Genomic DNA, 19,992 nt, shown 5'->3' with positions numbered 1-19,992 from the left:
CGAGCCGGATCACGCCGGGCCCGGCACGCCTACGACGTCCTGCGACAGCTTACTGCTTCATCGCAATGTGGCGCGCCGGGTTGACCGCCATGCCGTTGCGAAACACTTCAAGATGAAGATGGGGCCCGGTAGAGCGGCCTGTGGAGCCCACTGTTGCAATGGCCTCACCCTTCTGCACGATATCGCCCTTGGTCACCTTGACCTCGTGCGCATGCGCGTAGCGGGTCTTGTAACCGTTGCCATGGGTGATTTCAACGGTGTTGCCGTAGGCGCCCTTGCGGCCGGCGAAGGTGACGACACCGGCGCCGACAGCATGGATCGGCGTACCGCGCTTGGCTGCAAAATCGATACCGGTATGCATCGACATGCGGCCGCTGATGGGGTCGGTACGGCGGCCGAAGCCTGAAGAAACGTAGCCTTCGCTTACCGGTACGAAATCGAGCAGCGCATTGGCGTCCGAACGCCGGTCGATCATCAGTTGCTCGATAAGCCGTAGTTGCTGCGTACGGTTGTCGATACGCTCTGCCAACTGGTCGATGGTGGTTTGTACATCAGGCATACGGTAGTCGATATCCCGCTTGCGACGCAGCTCGGGACCACCCATGCCCGGATCGGACTCGAAATCGAACTCGCCGTCCGACAGCTCCGCCAGTTCGGTAAGACGTTCGCCCAGCGCATCCAGGCGAGTCAGGCGGGTCTGCAGGCGACCGAGCTGTTCGGTCATTCTCGCCAGCTGCACCTGCGATTCATCCGCGGGCGCCTCCAGCTGAATGTCAGCCAGTGCCTGCTGCCAGATTGCTTCGTAGTCAATGCTTTGCACACCCGGTTCGGACGGCTGCGCCACCATGCGCCAGGTGATCACCGCTGCCGCAGCAGGCATCGCCAGCACCAGCACCAGCGCAAACACCAGCCAGGGTGTGCTGAGCCGTAACGCCCTGGCCGCACCAAGGCGATCAGATAGAATGATGATGTTCACGTTGTCCCCCAACATTTCAGGGTGAGTCTGCTAGGATGACGACGTCTCCAGCAAACTTGCACCCCATGGCCTTCTATCCCCTCGATGCGCGTCGCCCCGGCGACCTGATCCGCACCAATTCGACCCTGAAGGGCCTGTATTCGAAGGCTCGAGAGCTCGAACGCCTCCAGGCGCTCGTCGATATCGTAATGGAGCCTGCAGCTCGGGAACATTGCCGGGTGGCATCCCTGCGAGACGGAGTTCTGCGTCTGATCGTCACTGACAGTCAGTGGGCAACGCGCATGCGCTACCAGCAAAAACGCCTCGTTCGCCAGCTACAGGCGTACACGGAATTTCGAACCTTAACTAAATTGCACTGCCGGGTTCAACCGCCATTGATCCAGAAAACCGGACCAGTTCGCACAATGCCGCGCTCCAAGGTGGCGTCCCAGAGCCTTTTCGAGACTGCCGAACAGGTCACCGACTCGGCGCTGAAGGCCGCGCTTGAGAGGCTGGCACGGCATCACGCCGCAGACTGAGGCCGCAGACTCCGGCCCTCCAGGTGCGGTGGTTCGACGCAGGCAAAAAAAAACGGCCACCGAAGTGGCCGTGGAAACGAAACGAGAAAATCAGACTGCCGCTGCCGGCCGCATGAAGGAGATCGGTGCGGTGCCGGCATCTTCGAATGTGACAGTTTCCCACGCATCGCTGTTGGCGATGAGTGCGCGAAGCAACTTGTTGTTCAGGGCATGACCCGACTTGAACCCGCGGAATTCCCCCACCAGGCTGTTGCCCAGCAGATACAGGTCACCGATCGCATCGAGAATCTTGTGCTTGACGAACTCGTCCTCGTAACGCAGGCCGTCCTCGTTGAGCACGCGATATTCATCCACCACGATCGCGTTGTCGACGCTGCCGCCAAGAGCCAGATTCTGCGAACGAAGATATTCGATGTCACGCATGAACCCGAAGGTACGCGCGCGGCTGACTTCCTTGACGAAGGAGGTGCTCGAAAAATCGACGCTGGCGCTTTGACTGCGGCCACGGAACACCGGGTGATCGAAGTCGATGCCGAACGTCACCTTGAAGCCCTCGAAGGGGACAAAGGTGGCGGTCTTGCCGTCTTCTTCCACTGTTACTTCACGCTTGACGCGAATGAACTTCTTGGCTGCGTCCTGCTCTTCGATACCCGCTGACTGAATCAGGAATACGAAGGGGCCGGCGCTACCGTCCATGATCGGCACTTCCGGTGCGCTGAGCTCCACGTAGGCGTTGTCGATACCCAGGCCGGCCATCGCCGACAACAGGTGCTCGACCGTGTCGACCTTGGCACCATCCTTTATCAGGGTGGTGGACATGGTCGTCTCGCCGACGTACTCGGCGCGGGCCGGGATCTGGACCACCGGATCCAGATCGACGCGACAGAACACGATCCCGGTATCAACCGGAGCCGGCTTCAGGGTGAGATATACCTTCTCGCCCGAGTGCAGGCCTACACCAGTGGCCCGGATTGTGTTCTTCAGTGTGCGCTGTCTGATCATGCTCTACGGCTTCCGCTTAGTTGCGAATGTTTTCCAACAAAACTGGCGGCGATGATAGCAAACCACCCATTTGTTGGATACCAATCAGCCCTATCCGCTTGATTGACTGAGACTATGTCTTAGTCAGCCTGACGGCGCAGGAAGGCTGGAATGTCCAGATAATCCAGATCATCCTGCGTCTGCGCCGAGCGGGCTGCCGCTGCGCCACCTGACTGACGCATGACGGTCGGACGGTCCAGGTCGCGGTAGTTCGGCGAGCTGCCTTCGTTGCTCTGACGCGCGTTGGCATTGGCTGCAGTGTTGTCGACCACCTTGACCGGCTTGATTTCCTTGGCGCCCAGGCCGGTCGCGACCACGGTCACGCGCAGCTCGTCACGCAGTTCCGGATCGATCACGGTACCGACCACGACGGTAGCGCTTTCCGATGCAAACTCTTCGACAGTGGAACCGACCTCGGAGAACTCACCCAGGGAAAGATCCGGACCAGCGGTAATGTTGACCAGGATGCCACGGGCGCCCATCAGGTTGACGTCTTCCAGCAGCGGGCTGCGGATGGCGGCTTCTGCGGCTTCGCGTGCGCGGTTCGGGCCGCTCGCGTGGCCAGTACCCATCATTGCCATGCCCATCTCGCTCATGACGGTTTTCACGTCAGCGAAGTCGACGTTGATCATGCCGGGACGCATGATCAGGTCGGCGATGCCCTGAACCGCCCCGAGCAGCACGTCATTGGCCTTGCTGAACGCCGCCAGCAGACTGGCGTCCTTGCCCAGCACGGTGAGCAGCTTCTCGTTGGGGATGGTGATCAGCGAGTCGACGTGCAGGCTCAGCTCGCGAATACCTTCTTCGGCAATCTGCATGCGCTTGCGGCCTTCAAACGGGAACGGCTTGGTGACGACTGCCACGGTGAGGATACCCATCTCGCGCGCCACTTCGGCGACGATCGGCGCAGCGCCGGTGCCGGTGCCACCGCCCATGCCGGCGGTGATGAATACCATGTCCGAACCCTGCAGTACTTCGGCGATGCGCTCGCGGTCTTCCATCGCGGCTTCGCGGCCGATCAGCGGATTGGCGCCGGCGCCAAGACCCTTGGTGACGGCCGAACCGAGCTGCAGGACGGTACGCGCGCTGACGTTCTTCAGTGCCTGCGCGTCGGTGTTGGCGCAGATGAAGTCCACGCCTTCGACGTTGTTGACGACCATGTGCTGCAGGGCGTTACCGCCGCCACCACCAACACCGATGACCTTGATTACTGCGTTCTGGGGGACGTTATCGATCAATTCAAACATGGGTCGATCTCCTGAGTTTTGAACTCGTTTCGTTTCGTTTCGTTGGTACTGCTGCCCGCTTGAGCGGGTCTGTTAAAAATTGCCCTTGAACCACCGCTTGACGCGTTCGAGCGGTGAAGCCTTGGCTTGCTCCGAATGACCGCTTCCGTGCTCACCGTGGTGCTTCATGCCGTAGTGCAGCAGCCCCACCCCGGTCGAATAGATCGGGTTGCGAACCACATCGGTGAGTCCCTTGAATTCCTGCGGTACGCCGAGGCGCACCGGCATGTGGAATATCTCTTCAGCCAACTCGACGGCGCCTTCCATCTTCGAGGTGCCGCCGGTCAGCACGATGCCGGCCGGGATCATGTCTTCGAATCCCGAACGGCGCAGCTCTGCCTGGATCAGCGTGAACAGCTCGTCGTAACGCGGCTCGACCACCTCGGCCAGGGCCTGGCGCGACAGATCCCGCGGCGGGCGCTCGCCCACGCTCGGCACCTTGATCGTCTCCTCCGGGCCGGCCAGCTTGGCCAGCGCACAGGCATAGCGAATCTTGATTTCCTCTGCGTACTGCGTCGGGGTGCGCAGGGCCATGGCAATGTCATTGGTGACCTGATCACCGGCAATCGGAATCACCGCGGTGTGCTTGATCGCGCCTTCGGTGAAGATGGCGATGTCGGTAGTCCCGCCACCGATGTCCACCATGCACACGCCCAGCTCTTTCTCGTCGTCGGTGAGCACGGCATAACTGGATGCCAGTTGCTCAAGAATCACGTCTTCCACATCCAGCCCGCAGCGGCGGATGCACTTTTCGATGTTCTGTACCGCGTTCAGCGCGCAGGTCACCAGGTGCACCTTGGCCTCCAGCCGCACGCCGGACATGCCCAGCGGCTCGCGTACACCTTCCTGGTTATCGATGACGTATTCCTGCGGAAGGATATGCAGCACCTTCTGGTCGGCAGGGATCGCCACGGCCTGGGCCGCATCGAGCACGCGCTCGATGTCTGCCGGGATGACTTCGCGATCACGGATCGCCACGATGCCGTGGGAATTCAGGCTGCGGATGTGGTTGCCCGCAACGCCGGCGAACACCGAGTGGATCTGGCAGCCAGCCATGAGCTCGGCTTCCTCGATGGCGCGCTGGATCGACTGGACGGTGGATTCGATGTTCACCACCACGCCCTTTTTCAGTCCGCGGGAAGGATGCGAGCCGATGCCGACTATCTCCAGCTGGCCGTCCGCGCCGATCTCACCGACCAGCGCCACCACCTTGGAGGTGCCGATATCGAGCCCGACGATCATCCTGCTACCCTGCTTGCTAGCCATAATTCCCCGTCACTCCCCCGATTGAGCATCAGCCGGCAACTCGCGCCAGGCTACTGCCATGCCATTGCTGTAACGCAGATCGACCCGCGCGATCTGCTCCCGACGCTCGGACAGCATCAGCTGGTCCACGGTCAGGAAACGCTGCATCTTGTCGACCACATCATCACGCCCCAGCAGAATCTCGATGCCATCCTGCGTGGTCAGAAACCAGCTGCCGCGGTCGCGCAGTTCGAGCCGGGAAATGCCGTGCCCGTAGGAGCGCAGCAGGCGGTTGAACTGCTGGTAATTGCGCATCACCCGACGCTTGGCCCGTTCCGGGCCGTCCAGCCGTGGCAGGTCATCGAAGCGGGCCATGTCGCCCGGTTCGAAGGCCATGCCTTCATTGTTCAGCAGCGTCGATTCGCCCCAACGGGCCACGGGCAGCTGCTCATCCAGGTGAATGATGAGCTGGTCCGGCCATACCCGCCGGACCGACGCACTGGCGACCCAGGACATATCCACCAGATCCCCGCGTAGCCCGCCCAGATCGATGCTCAGAAAGCGGTCATCCACGTAGGGCTGGATGACTTCCTGTACCGACGCCCGGTCGATGTACTGCAGATCGCCCTGCACGCTGATCAGGCTGATCGGCCGGTCCGCCAGCGGCAGCAGGCGACTGCTCAATTCGTACAGCCCGACACCCAGCGCGACCAGCAGCAGCGGCCACATGACCTGCTGTATGCGGGTCCAGGCACCATCCAGCGACGGGCGGCTCAGCTTCAGCCGCGGCCAGCTGCGTGGAGCAGGCGGCGCGACGCGCACGGCACCGCGGCCTGGCGCACTGCGCCGACCCAGCGGTCTGCCTGCTCTTTCGTCACGTATCGTCAGCCCCAGCATCGTCGATGCGCCCTCAGTAGCCGGCACTGGCGAGAATCGCCAGAACCAGATCGGTAAATGACAAGCCGGCCGCCTTCGCCGCCATCGGTACCAGGCTGTGATCGGTCATGCCGGGCACGGTGTTCACTTCCAGCAGATAGAAGCGCCCGGCCTCGTCCTGCATCACGTCCACGCGGCCCCAGCCCTTGCAGCCCACTGCATGGAATGCAGCCAGGCAGAGGTCGGCCAGCTCGCGCTCCTTCTCCTCGGGCAGCCCGCAGGGACACAGGTACTGCGTGTCGTTGGCCAGATACTTGGCGTTGTAGTCATAGAAGGTGTGCGGCGTGCTCAGCCGAATTGCCGGCAGCGCGCGCCCATCCAGGATGGCCACGGTGAACTCGGCACCGGTGATCCACTGCTCGACCAGCGACTGGTCGTCGTACTGCTGGGCGTCGTCCCAGGCCTTTTCCAGTTCGGCCAGGCTGTTGGCCTTGGACATGCCGATGCTCGAGCCTTCGTGCACCGGCTTGACGATCAGCGGCACGCCGAGCTGCTCGAAGATGGCCCGGCAATCGGCCTTGTCGCGCAGCACTTCGTAGCGCGGCGTCGACAGTCCAAGGCTCTGCCAGACCAACTTGGTACGCAGCTTGTCCATGCCCAATGCGGACGCCAGCACGCCGCTGCCGGTGTAGGGCAGGCGCAGGCTCTCCAGCAGACCCTGGAGGCTGCCGTCTTCGCCACCGCGGCCATGCAATGCGATGAACACGCGGTCCGGACGATCGGCGACCAGACGCTCGGCCAGATCTGCGCCGGCGTCGATCCCATAGGCGTCAACGCCGGCGCCCTGCAGCGCCTCGAGCACGGCGGCGCCGGATTTCAGTGAGACTTCGCGTTCGGCGGAACGTCCACCGTAGAGCACGGCAACACGACCAAAGGCTGTCACGTCTTTCATCAAGCCTTCCCTCCGGTGTTCTTCTCTGCGAGCTGCATCAACGCGTCGGCGAGCTGCGGAGCCAGACCGCCGATGTCGCCAGCGCCCTGTGTCAGCAGGATGTCGCCCGGGCGCAGCACAGCTTCGAGCAGCGGCATGACGTCAGCGTCACGCTCGACATAGATAGGATCGATCTGGCCACGCTGACGGATACTGCGACACAGGTTCTTGCTGTCCGCGCCAGGAATCGGTTCTTCGCCCGCCGGATAGACTTCCATCAACAGCAGCGCGTTGGTGTCCGCCAGTACCTGAACGAAGTCTTCGTACAGATCGCGGGTGCGGCTGAAGCGATGCGGCTGGTAGATCATCACCAGACGGCGTTCCGGCCAGCCGGCGCGTACCGCCTTGATCACCGCGTTCACTTCGCGCGGGTGATGGCCGTAGTCATCGACCAGCATTACCTCGTCGCCCTCGCCGATGCGGTAGTTGCCGTACACCTGGAAACGCCGGCCCACGCCCTCGAAGCCGGCCAGACCGTTGACGATGGCGGCGTCACTGACGCCCTCGTCGGTCGCGACAGCGATGGTAGCCAGCGCGTTGAGCACGTTGTGTACGCCCGGCATGTTCACGCAGACCTTCAGCGCATCCTTGCCGTCACGCAGAACCGCGAAGTGGGTCTGCATGCCGTTCTGGGTGATATCCACGGCACGGATATCCGCATCATCCGACTGGCCGTAGGTAATCACCTGACGGTTGACCTGCGGCAGGATCTCTCGGACCACCGGATCGTCGATGCACAGCACCGCCAGCCCGTAGAACGGCAGGTTGTGCAGAAACTCGACGAAGGTGCGCTTGAGCCGGTTGAAGTCACCTTCGTAGGTCGCCATGTGGTCGGCGTCGATGTTGGTGACAATCGCTACCATCGGCTGCAGGTGCAGGAAGGAGGCATCGCTCTCGTCAGCTTCGGCGACCAGATAGCGGCTTTCACCCAGTTGCGCATTGGTACCGGCACTGGTCAGGCGACCGCCGATGACGAAGGTCGGGCTAAGACCCTCGGCAGCCAGCACCGAAGCGATCAGGCTGGTCGTGGTGGTCTTGCCATGGGTACCGGCAACCGCTATGCCGTGCCGATAGCGCATCAGCTCGGCGAGCATTTCCGCGCGAGGCACTACCGGAATGCGACGTTCGATTGCGCCGGCAACTTCGGGATTCTGTGGATTGATCGCGCTGGAGACCACCAGCACGTCAGCCTGCTGCACGTTCTCTGCGCGATGACCGACGTCGATGCGGGCACCGAAGCTTTCCAGTCGCTTGGTGACCGCAGAGCGCTTGAGGTCCGATCCGGACACTTCATAGCCAAGGTTCAACAGGACCTCGGCAATGCCACACATACCCGCTCCGCCGATACCGACGAAGTGTACGCGGCGGATGCGGCGCATCTCCGGCAGATGGAAGGTGGCTTGCGGACGCGATTTAGTGCTCACGGGCGACCTCCAGACAGGCACGAATGACATCGGAGGTCGCGGTGGGTGCGGCCTGGTTGCGGGCACTGGCTGCCATCTGTTGCAGAATCTCCGGTCGGGTAAAGAGCGTGTGCAGCCGTTCGGCCAGCACATCACCACTGAGGGTCGCCTGGGGCAGCAGCTCGGCTGCACCACGCTCGGCAAGGAAACGCGCATTGGCGCTCTGGTGGTCGTCAATCGCATGCGGCAACGGCACCAGCAACGAAGGGCGGCCGGCGGCTGCCAGCTCGGCAACCGTCAGTGCCCCGGCGCGGCAGACGATCAGGTCAGCCCAGGTGTAGGCACCTGCCATATCGGCGATGAACGGCTCGACAATGGCCTGCACACCCGCGGTTGCGTAACTGTCACCGGCCGCTTCGACGTGCTGCTTGCCACACTGATGCACGATCTCCGGGCGCTCTTCGAGCGGCAGCATGGAGATCGCCTCGGGCACGATGCGATTGAGCGGTGCAGCACCCAGGCTGCCACCCAGGATCAACAGCCGCGGGCGGCGGCTGCCGTCGTAGTCCAGCGCCGGCACCTGAAAGATGTCTTCGCGCACCGGGTTGCCGGTACTGCGGCGCTTGCTGTCGTCGGCAAAGCTGCCCGGAAAACCCTCGCAGCGGCGGGCAGCAATGCGCGCCAGCAGTCGATTGGCGGTGCCGACCACGGCGTTCTGCTCGTGGATGATCACCGGCACGCGGCGCATCCACGCAGCCAGCCCGCCGGGGCCTGTCACATAGCCGCCGGCGCCGAGCACGAAAATCGGCTTGAGCTCAGTCACGATGGCCAGCGCCTGGCGCAGCGCACGGGTCATGGCGAACGGTGCCTTGAGCAGCGCGCCCTTGCCCTTGCCGCGCAGACCCTGAATGTCGATGTAATGGATCGGGAAGCCGGCGGCAGGGACCAGTTCCGCCTCGATTCCGCGACGGGTACCGAGCCAGTGGACCTGATAGCCCTGGTCGCGCAGCATGCGCGCGCAAGCCAAAGCGGGGAACACATGCCCACCGGTGCCGCCCGCCATGATCAACACGTTATTTGCCATTGGCTGCGCCCTCCTGCTCTGCCTGGCGGCGCTCCCAGTCGATGCGCAGCAGCAAGCCGAGGCTGATGCAGCACACCACCAGCGAACTGCCGCCATAACTAAGGAAGGGCAGCGTCAGCCCCTTGGTCGGCAGCAGGCCTACGTTCACACCCACGTTGATCAGAATCTGGCCACACCACATGATCGCCAGACCGTATGCTAGATAGGCGGAAAACAGACGCCCCGCGCGTTCCGCCCACAGGCCGATGTACAGGCTGCGGATGGCGACAAAAATCAGCAGGCCGAACGCAGCCAGCGCGCCGATCAGGCCAAGCTCTTCAGCGAGGACGGCGAACACGAAGTCGGTATGCGCTTCGGGCAGATAGAACTGCTTCTGGATGCTGTTGCCCAGCCCCATGCCCAGCCAGTCGCCGCGGCCGAAGGCGATCAGCGCCTGGGTCAGCTGATAGCCGGTGCCGTAGGGGTCATTCCAGGGATTGAGGAAACCGGTCAGACGCTGCAGACGGTAGGGCTCGAACAGAATCAGCAGGCCGGCCATGCCGCCGAGCGAGCCGAACAGCAAAGCGAAGCGGAACAGGCCGACGCCACCCAGGAACAACATGCCGGTCGCAGCACCCATCAAAACCACGGTAGCGCCGAAGTCCGGCTCGATGATCAGCAGCCAGGCCATCGGGCCGAGCACCATGAACGGCTTGATGAAGCCGAACCACTGCTCTTTCACTTCGTCCTTGCGGTGCACCAGATAACCGGCGAGGAAGACCACGGCGAACAGCTTGGCCAACTCGGACGGCTGCACGTTGATCGGGCCGACCTGAATCCAGCGCCAGCTGCCGTTTACCTCACGGCCAATACCCGGGATCAGCACGGCCACCAGCAGTGCGAAGCCGAGGAACAGCAGCGGGAAGCGGAACTGCTCCCACAGCTGCAATGGAATTGTCAGGGTCACCAGTAGCGCTGCCACGCCGATCAGCAGGTAAATGATCTGCCGAACCATGTAGTACATCGGATTGCCCAGCTGGCCGGCAGCGACTTCCATTGAAGCCGAGCTGACCATTACCAGGCCCAGACCGAGCAGGCAGAGCGCGCCGACCAGCAACGGCAGATCCATGTCGAAGCGCCGCTCGCCAGCCAGGGGGCCGGTAGCGCGCTGGATCACATCGGTCCAGATCATGCCGGCATCCTCTGCACGGCTTCGGCAAACAGCCGGCCACGCTCTTCGAAATTTCTGAACATGTCGAGGCTGGCGCACGCCGGCGACAGCAGTACCGCATCGCCCGGCTGGGCCTGCTCCGCGGCGGCTTTCACGGCCTCATCCAGCGTACCGACCCGAACCAGCGGGCTGGCGCCAGACAGAGTCTGCTCAAGCAGGGGCGCGTCACGGCCGAGCAGAATGACCGCGCGGCAGTGGCGGCCGACCGGCTCACGCAGAGGGGAAAAGTCGGCTCCCTTGCCGTCACCGCCAGCAATCAGGACCAGCTTGCCCTGGCTGTCGGCACCGAGGCCCTGGATGGCCGCAAGAGCAGCGCCCACATTGGTCGCCTTGGAGTCATCGTAATAATCGACCCCGGCACGCTCACCCACCCACTGACAGCGGTGCGGTAGGCCGGTGAAGTTGCGCAGCGCCTCCAGCATCGCCGGCACCGGCAGTCCGGCTGCCTGACCAAGCGCTAGCGCTGCGAGTGCATTGGAGTAGTTATGGCTGCCGCGAATCTTCAGCTCGGTAACCGGCATCAGCGCGTCGAACTCGAAGGTCAGCGAGGTCACGCCTTGCTCGGTGGTCAGCCCAAACCCGTGGAAGTCGGAACGCGACAGACCGAACGTCCAGCGCGGCAGATCATCAGCGACCAGTGGGCGCGATAGTGAATCGTCGCGATTGATCACCACCTTGCGCGCGCCGCGGAAAATCCGATGCTTGGCCTGGTGGTAGGCAGCAAGATTGGCGTACCGATCCATGTGGTCTTCGCTGATGTTCAGCACCGTGGCGACTTCGGCATTCAGCCGCTCGGTGGTTTCCAGCTGAAAGCTGGACAGCTCCAGAACATACAGTTCGGCGCCCTCTTCGAGCAGATCCAGCGCCGGCGTGCCCAGGTTGCCACCTACGCCGACGCGCTTGCCGGCGGCACGCGCCATGTCGCCGACGAGAGTGGTGACGGTGCTTTTTGCATTGGAGCCGGTGATCGCAACGATCGGCGCCTTCGCTTCGCGCGCGAACAGTTCGATGTCACCGATCACGCTGACGCCAGCGGCGCGAGCCTGCTGGATCGCCGGCGTTGACAGGGCGATACCGGGGCTGACGATCAGCTCGCCCGCAGCCGCGAGCAGCTCGGCATTCAGCTCGCCGAGGTACAGATCGGCCATGGGCGCGAAGCGCTTGAGCTGGTCCAGGCCGGGCGGCGCCTGCCGGGTGTCCGCGACGGCGAACGGAATGCCACGGCCAGCCAGAAAACGGGCGACCGACAGCCCGGTACTACCGAGCCCGACGATGATCCGCTTCTTGTCCGTGGTAATCAGTGACACAGTCTTTTCCTCAACGCAGCTTCAGGGTGGCAAGGCCGACCAGCACCAGTACCACGGTGATGATCCAGAAACGCACGATGACCCGTGGCTCGGGCCAGCCCTTCAATTCGAAATGGTGATGGATCGGTGCCATACGGAAGACGCGGCGGCCGGTCAGCTTGAACGACGCGACCTGAACGATGACCGAGAGCGTCTCCACCACGAAGATGCCGCCCATGATGAACAGCACGATCTCCTGCCGGACGATCACGGCGATGGTGCCCAGCGCTGCGCCGAGCGCCAGCGCGCCGACATCGCCCATGAACACCTGGGCTGGGTAGGTGTTGAACCAGAGAAAACCAAGTCCGGCGCCAAGAAGCGCGCCGCAGAAGATGATCAGTTCGCCCGAGCCGAGCACGTAGGGGATAAGCAGGTAGTCAGCGAAGCGCACGTTGCCGGACAGATAGGCGAAGATGCCCAGCGCGCCGCCCACCATGACCGTGGGCATGATTGCCAGCCCGTCGAGCCCGTCGGTCAGGTTGACCGCGTTGCTGGCGCCGACGATGACGAAGTAGGTCAGCACGATGTACATCAGGCCGAGCTGGATGGTGACATCCTTGAAGAAGGGAACGATCAGCGTGGTTTCGATCGGCGTCTGCGCGGTGAGGTACAGAATCACCGCCGCTACCAGACCGAACACCGACTGCCAGAAATACTTCCAGCGCGACGGCAGGCCGCGCGAATTCTTCTCGATCACCTTGCGGTAGTCGTCGACCCAGCCGATCGCGCCGAACGACAGCGTCACGCCGAGCACGACCCACACGTACAGGTTGGTCAGGTCCGCCCACAGCAGGGTGCTGACCGCGATGGCGATCAGGATCAGCGCACCGCCCATGGTCGGCGTGCCGGCCTTGGACAGATGACTCTGCGGGCCGTCGTTACGCACCGACTGACCGATCTGGCGGAACACCAGCGCACGGATCATCTGCGGGCCCAGAAACAGCGCGATCCCCAGCGCGGTGAGCACGCCGAGAATGCCACGCAGGCTCAGGTACTGGAAAACCGAGAACCCGGTATGAAATTGCTGAAGGTATTGAGCTAGGAGCAGCAGCATCTCAATGAGCCTTGTCGTCGTTATGGTTATCGTTCTGTACGGTCAGGCCGGCGACGACCTCTTCCATTGCGGCACTGCGTGATCCCTTGACCAGCACACGCAGGTCGGCGGCAAGCTGCGACGCAAGCGCAGCGGTCAGCTCGGCTTTGCTGGCAAACAGCCGGGCGCCGGCGCCAAAGCTTTCGACTGCCAGCGCCGACAGGCGCCCGACCGCATACAGCCCGTCCAGCCCGCTGTCGCGTGCATAGGCGCCGACGTCGCGATGGCTCTCCTCTTCCCACTGGCCAAGCTCGCCCATGTCGCCGAGCACCAGGATGCGCTTGCCATCGAAGCTGGCGAGCATGTCGATTGCCGCTTTGACCGAACCGGGGTTGGCGTTGTAGCTATCATCGATGATCAGCGCGCCCTGCTTGCCCGGCAGGCTCTGTGCCCGTCCGGCGACCGGCATCACTCTGGCCAGACCGCGACGGATCAGCTCCAGATCGATATCCAGCGCCAGTGCGGCCCCCGCCGCGGCAAGGGCGTTCGCTATGCTGTGCTTGCCCAGCAGGTTGAGCTGGACGGTGATCGAGCCTTTGGGCGTGACCAGCAGGAAGCCCGGGCAACCCCGCTCATCCAGCTCTACCGACTCGGCACGCAGCTCCGCGGTAGGATTCTCGAGGCTGAATGCATAGCTCTTGCGGTTACCCAGCAGTTGATACCACTGCTCGAACCAGGGGCTGTCGAGGTTGATCACCGCCTGGCCTTCCGGATCCAGCCCGGTGTAGATCTCGCTCTTCGCCCGCGCCACCTGCTCCGGACCACCGAAACGACCGACATGCGCGGTGCCGGCGTTGGTCAGGATGCTCACCGACGGTCTCGCCAGGCGCATGCTGTAGGCGATGTGGCCAATGCCGGCAGCGCCCATTTCGATCACTGCGAACTGGTGTTCCGGAGCGAGTTCCAGCAGCGTAAGAGGTACGCCGAGCTCATTGTTAAGATTGCCGCGCGTGGCCAGGACAGGGCCTTTCTCGCGCAGAATGGCGGCGAGCATTTCCTTGACGCTGGTCTTGCCGCTGGAGCCGGTGATGGCGACCAGCGGACCGGAAAAGTCGTCACGCGACAATGCGCCAAGCTGGCCCAATGCGAGCTGGGCATCGTGGACCAGCAGCTGCGGCAGCGGATCGTCCACCAGATACTCGACCAACGCAGCGACTGCGCCGCGCTCGCGGGCCTTGCCGACGAAATCATGGCCATTGACGCGGCTGCCCTGCAGCGCAACGAACAGCGAACCGGCACGCGCTTCGCGCGAGTCGATGCACACATGCTCGACCCGCACATCATCGCCATGCAGGCTGGCATTGAGTGGCTTGATCAGATCACTGAGACGCTTGGCTTCAAGCATGGCTGACCTCCCATGTGGTCAGCGCCTGGCGCGCCTGCTCCAGGTCGTTGAACGGATGTCGCACGCCGTTTATCTCCTGGTAGGTTTCATGTCCCTTGCCGGCGAGCAGAATCACATCGCCGGCGTTCGCCGCAGTTATGGTGTCCCGGATGGCCGCGGCACGATCGGGTATGACCCGGGCCCGTTGCGGCTGGGCAAAACCCTGCAGGATGTGTTCGATGATTCGGGCTGACGGTTCGGTGCGCGGATTGTCGTCGGTGACGACGACCTGGTCGGCGCCCTGCTCGGCGATTTGCGCCATCAGCGGTCGCTTGCCGGTATCCCGATCGCCGCCGCAGCCGAACACACAGGTCAGCCTGCCATGCACATGGGCGCGTAAGGCATCGAGCGCCTTCTGCAGCGCATCAGGCGTATGCGCGTAATCGATGACCACCAGCGGCGCCGCTTCGCCGCCGATCCGCTGCATGCGCCCGGCCGGCGGCACGACGCGGCCGACGAGCGCCACAGCCCGCTCCAGCGCCACATCGAGCGCCAGCAGACTGCCGATCACTGCCAGCAGATTGCTCAGGTTGAAGGTGCCCAACAACGCACTGTCCAGGCGCGCCTGTTCACTGCCGAAATGGACCGTTGCGTGAATCCCGCGGCTGTCGAATGCTACGTCGCTGCAATGCAGTGCTGCCTGCGTGTCGCCGACGCTGTAGTCGATGACCTGCATAGAACAACCACCACTCAGTTTTCTTCCGAAGGCGTCATCGGCGTTGATCACGGCGGTGCGCAAGGGCATGGCGAACAGTCGCGCCTTGGCTTCCCCGTAGCGCTGCATGTCGCCGTGGTAATCCAGATGGTCCCTGCTGAGATTGGTGAATACGCCGAGGTTGAAGTCCACCGCCGCGACCCGATCCTGATCCAGCGCGTGGGACGACACTTCCATCGCGACCCAGGCGGCGCCCTGTGCGCGCAGCGCAGCCAGTTGCTCCTGAACCCGCAATGCGTCAGGCGTGGTCATGCCGTGGTCGTTCAGTGAGCCGATCATGCCGCTGCCCAGTGTGCCGATGACGCCGCAGGGCTTGCCGAGGGCATCAAGGGCCTGGGCCAGCATCTGCGTGACACTGGTCTTGCCGTTGGTGCCGGTCACGCCAATGAGCCCCAGCTTATGCGAGGGACTGCCATGGAAGATGTCGGCCAGCGTTGACAGCCGTCCGGCGAGCCCGGCTACCGGTACACACGGGATGGACAACGCCGGCGGCGGGAAGCCGTCGGCTGCTTCGTAGGCGATGGCCACCGCGCCCGCTTCGGCTGCAGCATGGATGAAGTCGCGCCCGTCGCTGTGCAGACCGGGAAGTGCCAGAAAGAGCCCGCCGCCGGTCACCCGACGGCTATCGATTTCGATGGAGGCGAGCGTCACGTCGGCGCCCTGCCAGTCCGGAAACAGCTGCGAGAGTCTCATCCGCGCGAGCCCTCCTTTTCCAGCGGGGGCAATTCGACCTGCTGCAATGCAGGCAGATCATCCGGCGTGATATTCAGCAACCGCAGCGCGCCCGACATGACTTCACCGAAAACCGGCGCGGCCACCAAGCCGCCGTAGTACTGGCCCTTGCTGGGCTCATCGATCACCACCACTGCGGCAAAGCGCGGATTGCTGATCGGCGCCACGCCGGCGAATACCGAGCGATACCGGTCCTTGGCGTAGCCGCCACCCGGCATTGTCTTGTGCACGGTGCCGGTCTTGCCACCGACCTGGTATCCCGGAACACGTGCACGGGAGCCGGTACCGCCCTGTCCGTCGACGGTGGCGCGCAGCATGTCGAGCAGCTGGTGGCTGACGTCACTGGGAATGACCTGATCGCCCTGCGGCAGCTGGTCGACCTTGAGCAGCGACAGCGGCACGCGCCGACCTTCGTTGCCGAGCGCCGCGTACGCCTGCGCCAGCTGCGTAGCCGTTACCGACAGGCCATAGCCATACGACAGCGTGGCAGTCTCCACCTGCGGCCACTTGCGGCGGCTCGGCAGACGACCGACGCTTTCCCCCGGAAAGCCCAGTCCGGTGTACTCGCCCAGCCCCAACTGCTGCAGCAGGTTGTAGAGCGGCTCGGCGCCGATATCCAGGGTCATCTTGGCGACCCCGACGTTGCTCGACTTGACGATGACGCCGGTGACGTCCAGCACGCCGTAGTTATGGATATCACGCACGGTCATGGTCGCCACGCGCATACTGCCGGGGCGGGTATCCATTACGGTGCTCGGCTGATACCGCCCGGACATGAGGCCGGCCGCCACGGTGAAGGTCTTGATCGGCGAGCCGGGCTCGAACACATCGATCAGGGCGCGATTGCGCATCATGTCCGGCTTGAGATTGGAACGGTTGTTCGGGTTGTAGGACGGGTGGTTGGCCATGGCCAGCACCTCGCCGCTGCGCACATCGACCAGCACCACGGAACCGGCCTTGGCGCCGAAGTTCTTCAGCGCCTCGCGCAGCTCGCGGTGAGCGATGTACTGCAGCCGGAGATCGATTGACAGGTTCAGGTCGTTGCCCGGGCGGGCGTTACTGACCACCTGCACGTCCTTGATCAGCCGACCGCGGCGATCCTGAATGACCTGACGCTTGCCCGGGACGCCCTGGAGCCACTGATCATACGCCAGCTCCAGCCCTTCCTGACCTGCTTCGTCCACATTGGTAAAGCCGACCAGATGCGCGGCGACCTCGCCTGCGGGATAAAAACGACGATATTCCTCGATGCTGTAGACACCGGGGACCTTCAGCGTCATCACCGCTTCGCCATCCTGCGGCGTCATGCGTCGGCGCAGGTAGATGAACTCCTTGCCGGCGTTGGCCTTGAGCCGTTCGGCGAAGGTCCTGGGATCGGTGCCCAGCGCCCTGGCCAGTTCCGGCCAACGCTCTTCATGGCCAACCAGTTGGGTCGGGTTCGCCCACAGGGTCACGACCGGCGTACTGACAGCCAGCGGCTCGCCGTGACGGTCGGTAATCTGCCCGCGGTGCGCAGGAATGGTGACGTGGCGGACGCTGCGCTTGTCACCCTGATTCTTCAGGAAGCCCTGATCGAGCACATGCAGCTCGATGATGCGGTAGCTGATGGCCAGACAGAACAGGCCGAGCAGACCTACGACCAGGCGGAAGCGCCAGGGATGCAGACTGCCGTTGGGCTTGATGCTGATCATGGCTTCACCAGAATGACTTCGGCAGCTTCGGGCACGCGCATCTTCAGCTGCGTGGTGGCGATCGCCTCGACCCGGCTGTGTGCGGTCCAGGTGCTCTGTTCCAGCACCAGTCGCCCCCATTCAGCCTGGGCCTTTTCGCGTACGGTCATTTCAGCCGCCAGTTCATTGAGCAGCATCCGGCTCCAATGGGCGCTGTATGGCACCGCCAGAGCCGAAATGACCACCAGCAACCAGACGATCAGCAGCCAACCGCTGCTACGAGGCAGTCCGAAACGCACCGGCTTGTTCTCGGGCGCGTTCATGGACGCTTCTCCGCGATGCGCAGCACCGCGCTACGAGCACGCGGGTTGGCGGCGACTTCCTCAGCTGAAGGCTTGATCGCCTTGCTGACCAGATTGATGCTGACGGAAATCTCGCTTTCGCGGATCGGCAGGCCCCGGGGAATGGGGGCGCCCTTGGCTTCCAGGCGCATGAACTGTTTTACCAGCCGGTCTTCCAGCGAATGGAAGCTGATCACTGCCAGCCGTCCGCCCGGCGCGAGCACGTCCAGCGCTGCCCTGAGCCCCAGCGACAGGTCATCCAACTCACGATTAATGAAGATGCGAATTCCCTGGAAGGCGCGGGTCGCCGGATGCTTGTGCTTTTCCCAGGCCGGATTGGCCTGCTTGATCACCTCGGCCAGATCGGCCGTACGCGTAAAGGGCTGTTCAGCCCGACGCAGGACGATAGCCCGGGCCATGCGGCGCGAGAAACGCTCTTCGCCGTACTCGAACAGGACGGTGGCGATGTCGGCCTCGCTTGCCGAGTTGATCCACTCGGCTGCGCTCTGCCCCTGGGACGGGTCCATGCGCATATCCAGAGGGCCGTCGTTCAGGAAACTGAATCCACGCTCGGGGTCATCGAGCTGTGGCGAGGACACACCCAGATCGAGTAGCACGCCGTCTACCTTGCCGCTCTCGCCGCGCTGGCGCAGCTCCTCGGCCATGTCGGCAAATGAACGGCGTACAACGACAAAGCGGCCGTCTTCGGCCGCCAGCTGGTCCCCGACCCGGATCGCCTCCGGGTCCTTGTCGAAGGCAATCAGCCGGCCGCTCTCCCCCAGCTTGTCGAGGATCGCTCTGCTATGCCCTCCGCGACCGAAGGTGCCATCGACATACAAGCCGCCGGCACGCACCGCAAGCCCGTCGAGGGCTTCGGTAAGCAGTACGCTTATGTGCTTGAGAGTCGGCTGCATGATCACAGGCTCAATGACTGCAGTTCGACCGGCAGCTCGCCGATCCCCTGCTGTTCGAGGTAGGCATCGGTCTGTGCCAGCCAGGCTTCCTCACTCCACAGCTCGAACTTGTTCAGCTGACCGACGAGCATCACTTTCTTGTCCAGACCGGCGTGATCACGCAACAGCGGCGGCACGACGAAGCGACCATTGCCGTCGAGCTCTATATCATTGGCATTACCGATCAGCAGCCGCTGCAGGCGCTTGACCTGTTGATTCATGTTGGGGGCCGCGGCCAGCTGCTGTTCGACCTTTTCCCATTCCGGCAGGGGGTAGATCCACAGACACTTCTCTTCCAGGGCGATCGTGGCGACCAACTGACCCTCGCAGGCGCCCACAAGCCGGTCGCGATACCGTGATGGCATCGCAAGCCGCCCTTTGGCGTCAAGACTGATGGCGTTGGTTCCTCGGAACACGATTGAAGGCTTCCCCTGAAAGACCGGCTGTCCGTGCCAATAAATCCCACTTTTATCCACTTCATACCACTTCGGCACACTATAGAAATGCGCCTATGGACCGTCAAGTGAGCAATTGACGAAAAACCCTTTATTGACGGGGGGTTAGGCCCGAAAAGGACCCAGAGAGGAAGAAATGACATGAATATGACAAGACAAAGCAGACCACGTACAACGGGATGCCGTGACAACTTAAAGTAAAGTCTCACGAGTAATATTTTTTTGGACTAACGAGGGGGTTTTGCGGAGACAGAAAGGAAGAAATAAGAGTTGGCCTGTAAGCCGGGTTCTGTCGAGAACAGTCATTCCTCTGCGACAGCCATCACTGACTGCCTGTAGCAACCTACCCGAACCCAGTGCGGGCCACACCAATGGGTTCCTATTTGGTCTTGCTCCGAGTGGGGTTTACCGTGCCACGAACTGTTGCCAGCCGCGCGGTGCGCTCTTACCGCACCCTTTCACCCTTACCTGATCCTCTTGCGAGGCCATCGGCGGTCTACTCTCTGCTGCACTTTCCGTAGGCTCACGCCTCCCAGGCGTTACCTGGCACTCTGCCCTATGGAGCCCGGACTTTCCTCCATAGCGCTTGCGCACTACAGCGACTGTCCAGCCAACTCTTGCCGCAAGGTTATCCCGCTTCCGGCCGCTGGGCAAGAACTTGAAGCGCACGCAC

The 19,992-nt window shown here is 63.1% G+C and carries 18 protein-coding genes and 1 other RNA gene; 1 reads left to right on the top strand and 18 read right to left on the bottom strand.

Features of this window, described 5'->3' with window-relative positions; all coding sequences use genetic code 11:
* Window positions 1-49: 49 nt before the first annotated feature.
* Window positions 50-976, bottom strand: a complete 927-nt coding sequence (locus KEM63_RS03310) for a M23 family metallopeptidase (protein ID WP_223654784.1) — start codon at window positions 974-976, stop codon at window positions 50-52.
* Between the two features lie 65 nt (window positions 977-1,041).
* On the opposite strand from KEM63_RS03310, the gene KEM63_RS03305 reads away from it, so the two are divergent.
* Entirely contained in the window at window positions 1,042-1,494 is a 453-nt protein-coding gene (locus KEM63_RS03305; protein ID WP_223654783.1) for a DUF721 domain-containing protein, read from the top strand.
* A gap of 90 nt (window positions 1,495-1,584) precedes the next feature.
* Here the strand turns inward: KEM63_RS03305 and lpxC are convergent, their stop codons facing one another.
* The 17 genes from lpxC to rnpB form a co-directional block, all read right to left on the bottom strand.
* On the bottom strand, window positions 1,585-2,496 hold the full coding sequence (lpxC, locus tag KEM63_RS03300) for a UDP-3-O-acyl-N-acetylglucosamine deacetylase (protein ID WP_223654782.1): 912 nt from the start codon (window positions 2,494-2,496) through the stop codon (window positions 1,585-1,587).
* 119 nt (window positions 2,497-2,615) lie between these two features.
* The gene (gene ftsZ, locus KEM63_RS03295) at window positions 2,616-3,782 is read right to left on the bottom strand and encodes a cell division protein FtsZ (RefSeq protein ID WP_223654781.1); all 1,167 of its coding nucleotides are present in this window, start codon (window positions 3,780-3,782) and stop codon (window positions 2,616-2,618) included.
* A 72-nt stretch (window positions 3,783-3,854) separates the two neighbouring features.
* On the bottom strand, window positions 3,855-5,087 hold the full coding sequence (ftsA, locus tag KEM63_RS03290; RefSeq protein ID WP_223654780.1) for a cell division protein FtsA: 1,233 nt from the start codon (window positions 5,085-5,087) through the stop codon (window positions 3,855-3,857).
* Window positions 5,088-5,096: 9 nt separating this feature from the next.
* Window positions 5,097-5,963 carry a cell division protein FtsQ/DivIB gene (locus tag KEM63_RS03285; RefSeq protein WP_223654779.1) on the bottom strand — a complete coding sequence of 289 codons (867 nt, stop codon included), beginning with the start codon at window positions 5,961-5,963 and terminating at the stop codon, window positions 5,097-5,099.
* 13 nt (window positions 5,964-5,976) lie between these two features.
* On the bottom strand, window positions 5,977-6,894 hold the full coding sequence (locus KEM63_RS03280; protein WP_223654778.1) for a D-alanine--D-alanine ligase: 918 nt from the start codon (window positions 6,892-6,894) through the stop codon (window positions 5,977-5,979).
* Window positions 6,894-8,312 (bottom strand): UDP-N-acetylmuramate--L-alanine ligase, encoded by a 1,419-nt coding sequence (gene murC, locus KEM63_RS03275; protein WP_223655806.1) that lies wholly within the window; start codon window positions 8,310-8,312, stop codon window positions 6,894-6,896. Before murC ends, KEM63_RS03280 begins: the two co-directional genes overlap by 1 nt.
* Window positions 8,313-8,346: 34 nt before the next feature.
* Window positions 8,347-9,420, bottom strand: a complete 1,074-nt coding sequence (murG, locus tag KEM63_RS03270) for an undecaprenyldiphospho-muramoylpentapeptide beta-N-acetylglucosaminyltransferase (protein WP_223654777.1) — start codon at window positions 9,418-9,420, stop codon at window positions 8,347-8,349.
* Window positions 9,410-10,591, bottom strand: coding sequence for a putative lipid II flippase FtsW (ftsW, locus tag KEM63_RS03265; protein WP_223654776.1), 1,182 nt, complete (start codon window positions 10,589-10,591; stop codon window positions 9,410-9,412). Before ftsW ends, murG begins: the two co-directional genes overlap by 11 nt.
* Window positions 10,588-11,937, bottom strand: a complete 1,350-nt coding sequence (gene murD / locus KEM63_RS03260; protein WP_223654775.1) for a UDP-N-acetylmuramoyl-L-alanine--D-glutamate ligase — start codon at window positions 11,935-11,937, stop codon at window positions 10,588-10,590. Before murD ends, ftsW begins: the two co-directional genes overlap by 4 nt.
* Window positions 11,938-11,947: 10 nt before the next feature.
* Entirely contained in the window at window positions 11,948-13,030 is a 1,083-nt protein-coding gene (mraY, locus tag KEM63_RS03255; RefSeq protein WP_223654774.1) for a phospho-N-acetylmuramoyl-pentapeptide-transferase, read from the bottom strand.
* A gap of 1 nt (window position 13,031) precedes the next feature.
* Window positions 13,032-14,414: a UDP-N-acetylmuramoyl-tripeptide--D-alanyl-D-alanine ligase gene (locus tag KEM63_RS03250; protein WP_223654773.1), complete on the bottom strand. Its 1,383-nt coding sequence runs from the start codon at window positions 14,412-14,414 to the stop codon at window positions 13,032-13,034.
* Window positions 14,407-15,861, bottom strand: coding sequence for a UDP-N-acetylmuramoyl-L-alanyl-D-glutamate--2,6-diaminopimelate ligase (locus KEM63_RS03245; RefSeq protein ID WP_223654772.1), 1,455 nt, complete (start codon window positions 15,859-15,861; stop codon window positions 14,407-14,409). Before KEM63_RS03245 ends, KEM63_RS03250 begins: the two co-directional genes overlap by 8 nt.
* Window positions 15,858-17,591 carry a peptidoglycan D,D-transpeptidase FtsI family protein gene (locus tag KEM63_RS03240; RefSeq protein WP_223654771.1) on the bottom strand — a complete coding sequence of 578 codons (1,734 nt, stop codon included), beginning with the start codon at window positions 17,589-17,591 and terminating at the stop codon, window positions 15,858-15,860. Before KEM63_RS03240 ends, KEM63_RS03245 begins: the two co-directional genes overlap by 4 nt.
* Window positions 17,588-17,893, bottom strand: coding sequence for a cell division protein FtsL (ftsL, locus tag KEM63_RS03235; protein ID WP_223654770.1), 306 nt, complete (start codon window positions 17,891-17,893; stop codon window positions 17,588-17,590). The genes KEM63_RS03240 and ftsL overlap by 4 nt, the downstream gene beginning before the upstream one ends.
* Window positions 17,890-18,825, bottom strand: coding sequence for a 16S rRNA (cytosine(1402)-N(4))-methyltransferase RsmH (gene rsmH, locus KEM63_RS03230; RefSeq protein ID WP_223654769.1), 936 nt, complete (start codon window positions 18,823-18,825; stop codon window positions 17,890-17,892). The genes ftsL and rsmH overlap by 4 nt, the downstream gene beginning before the upstream one ends.
* 2 nt (window positions 18,826-18,827) lie before the next feature.
* A complete protein-coding gene (mraZ, locus tag KEM63_RS03225; RefSeq protein ID WP_223654768.1) occupies window positions 18,828-19,280 on the bottom strand; it encodes a division/cell wall cluster transcriptional repressor MraZ in 453 nt (150 codons plus the stop codon).
* Window positions 19,281-19,581: 301 nt separating this feature from the next.
* Window positions 19,582-19,937: RNase P RNA component class A (rnpB, locus tag KEM63_RS03220), an RNA gene on the bottom strand.
* Window positions 19,938-19,992 lie beyond the last annotated feature (55 nt).

The sequence above is a fragment of the Halopseudomonas nanhaiensis genome (assembly GCF_020025155.1).
Taxonomy (GTDB): domain Bacteria; phylum Pseudomonadota; class Gammaproteobacteria; order Pseudomonadales; family Pseudomonadaceae; genus Halopseudomonas; species Halopseudomonas nanhaiensis.
This window is presented reverse-complemented; position numbering and strand designations above follow the sequence as displayed.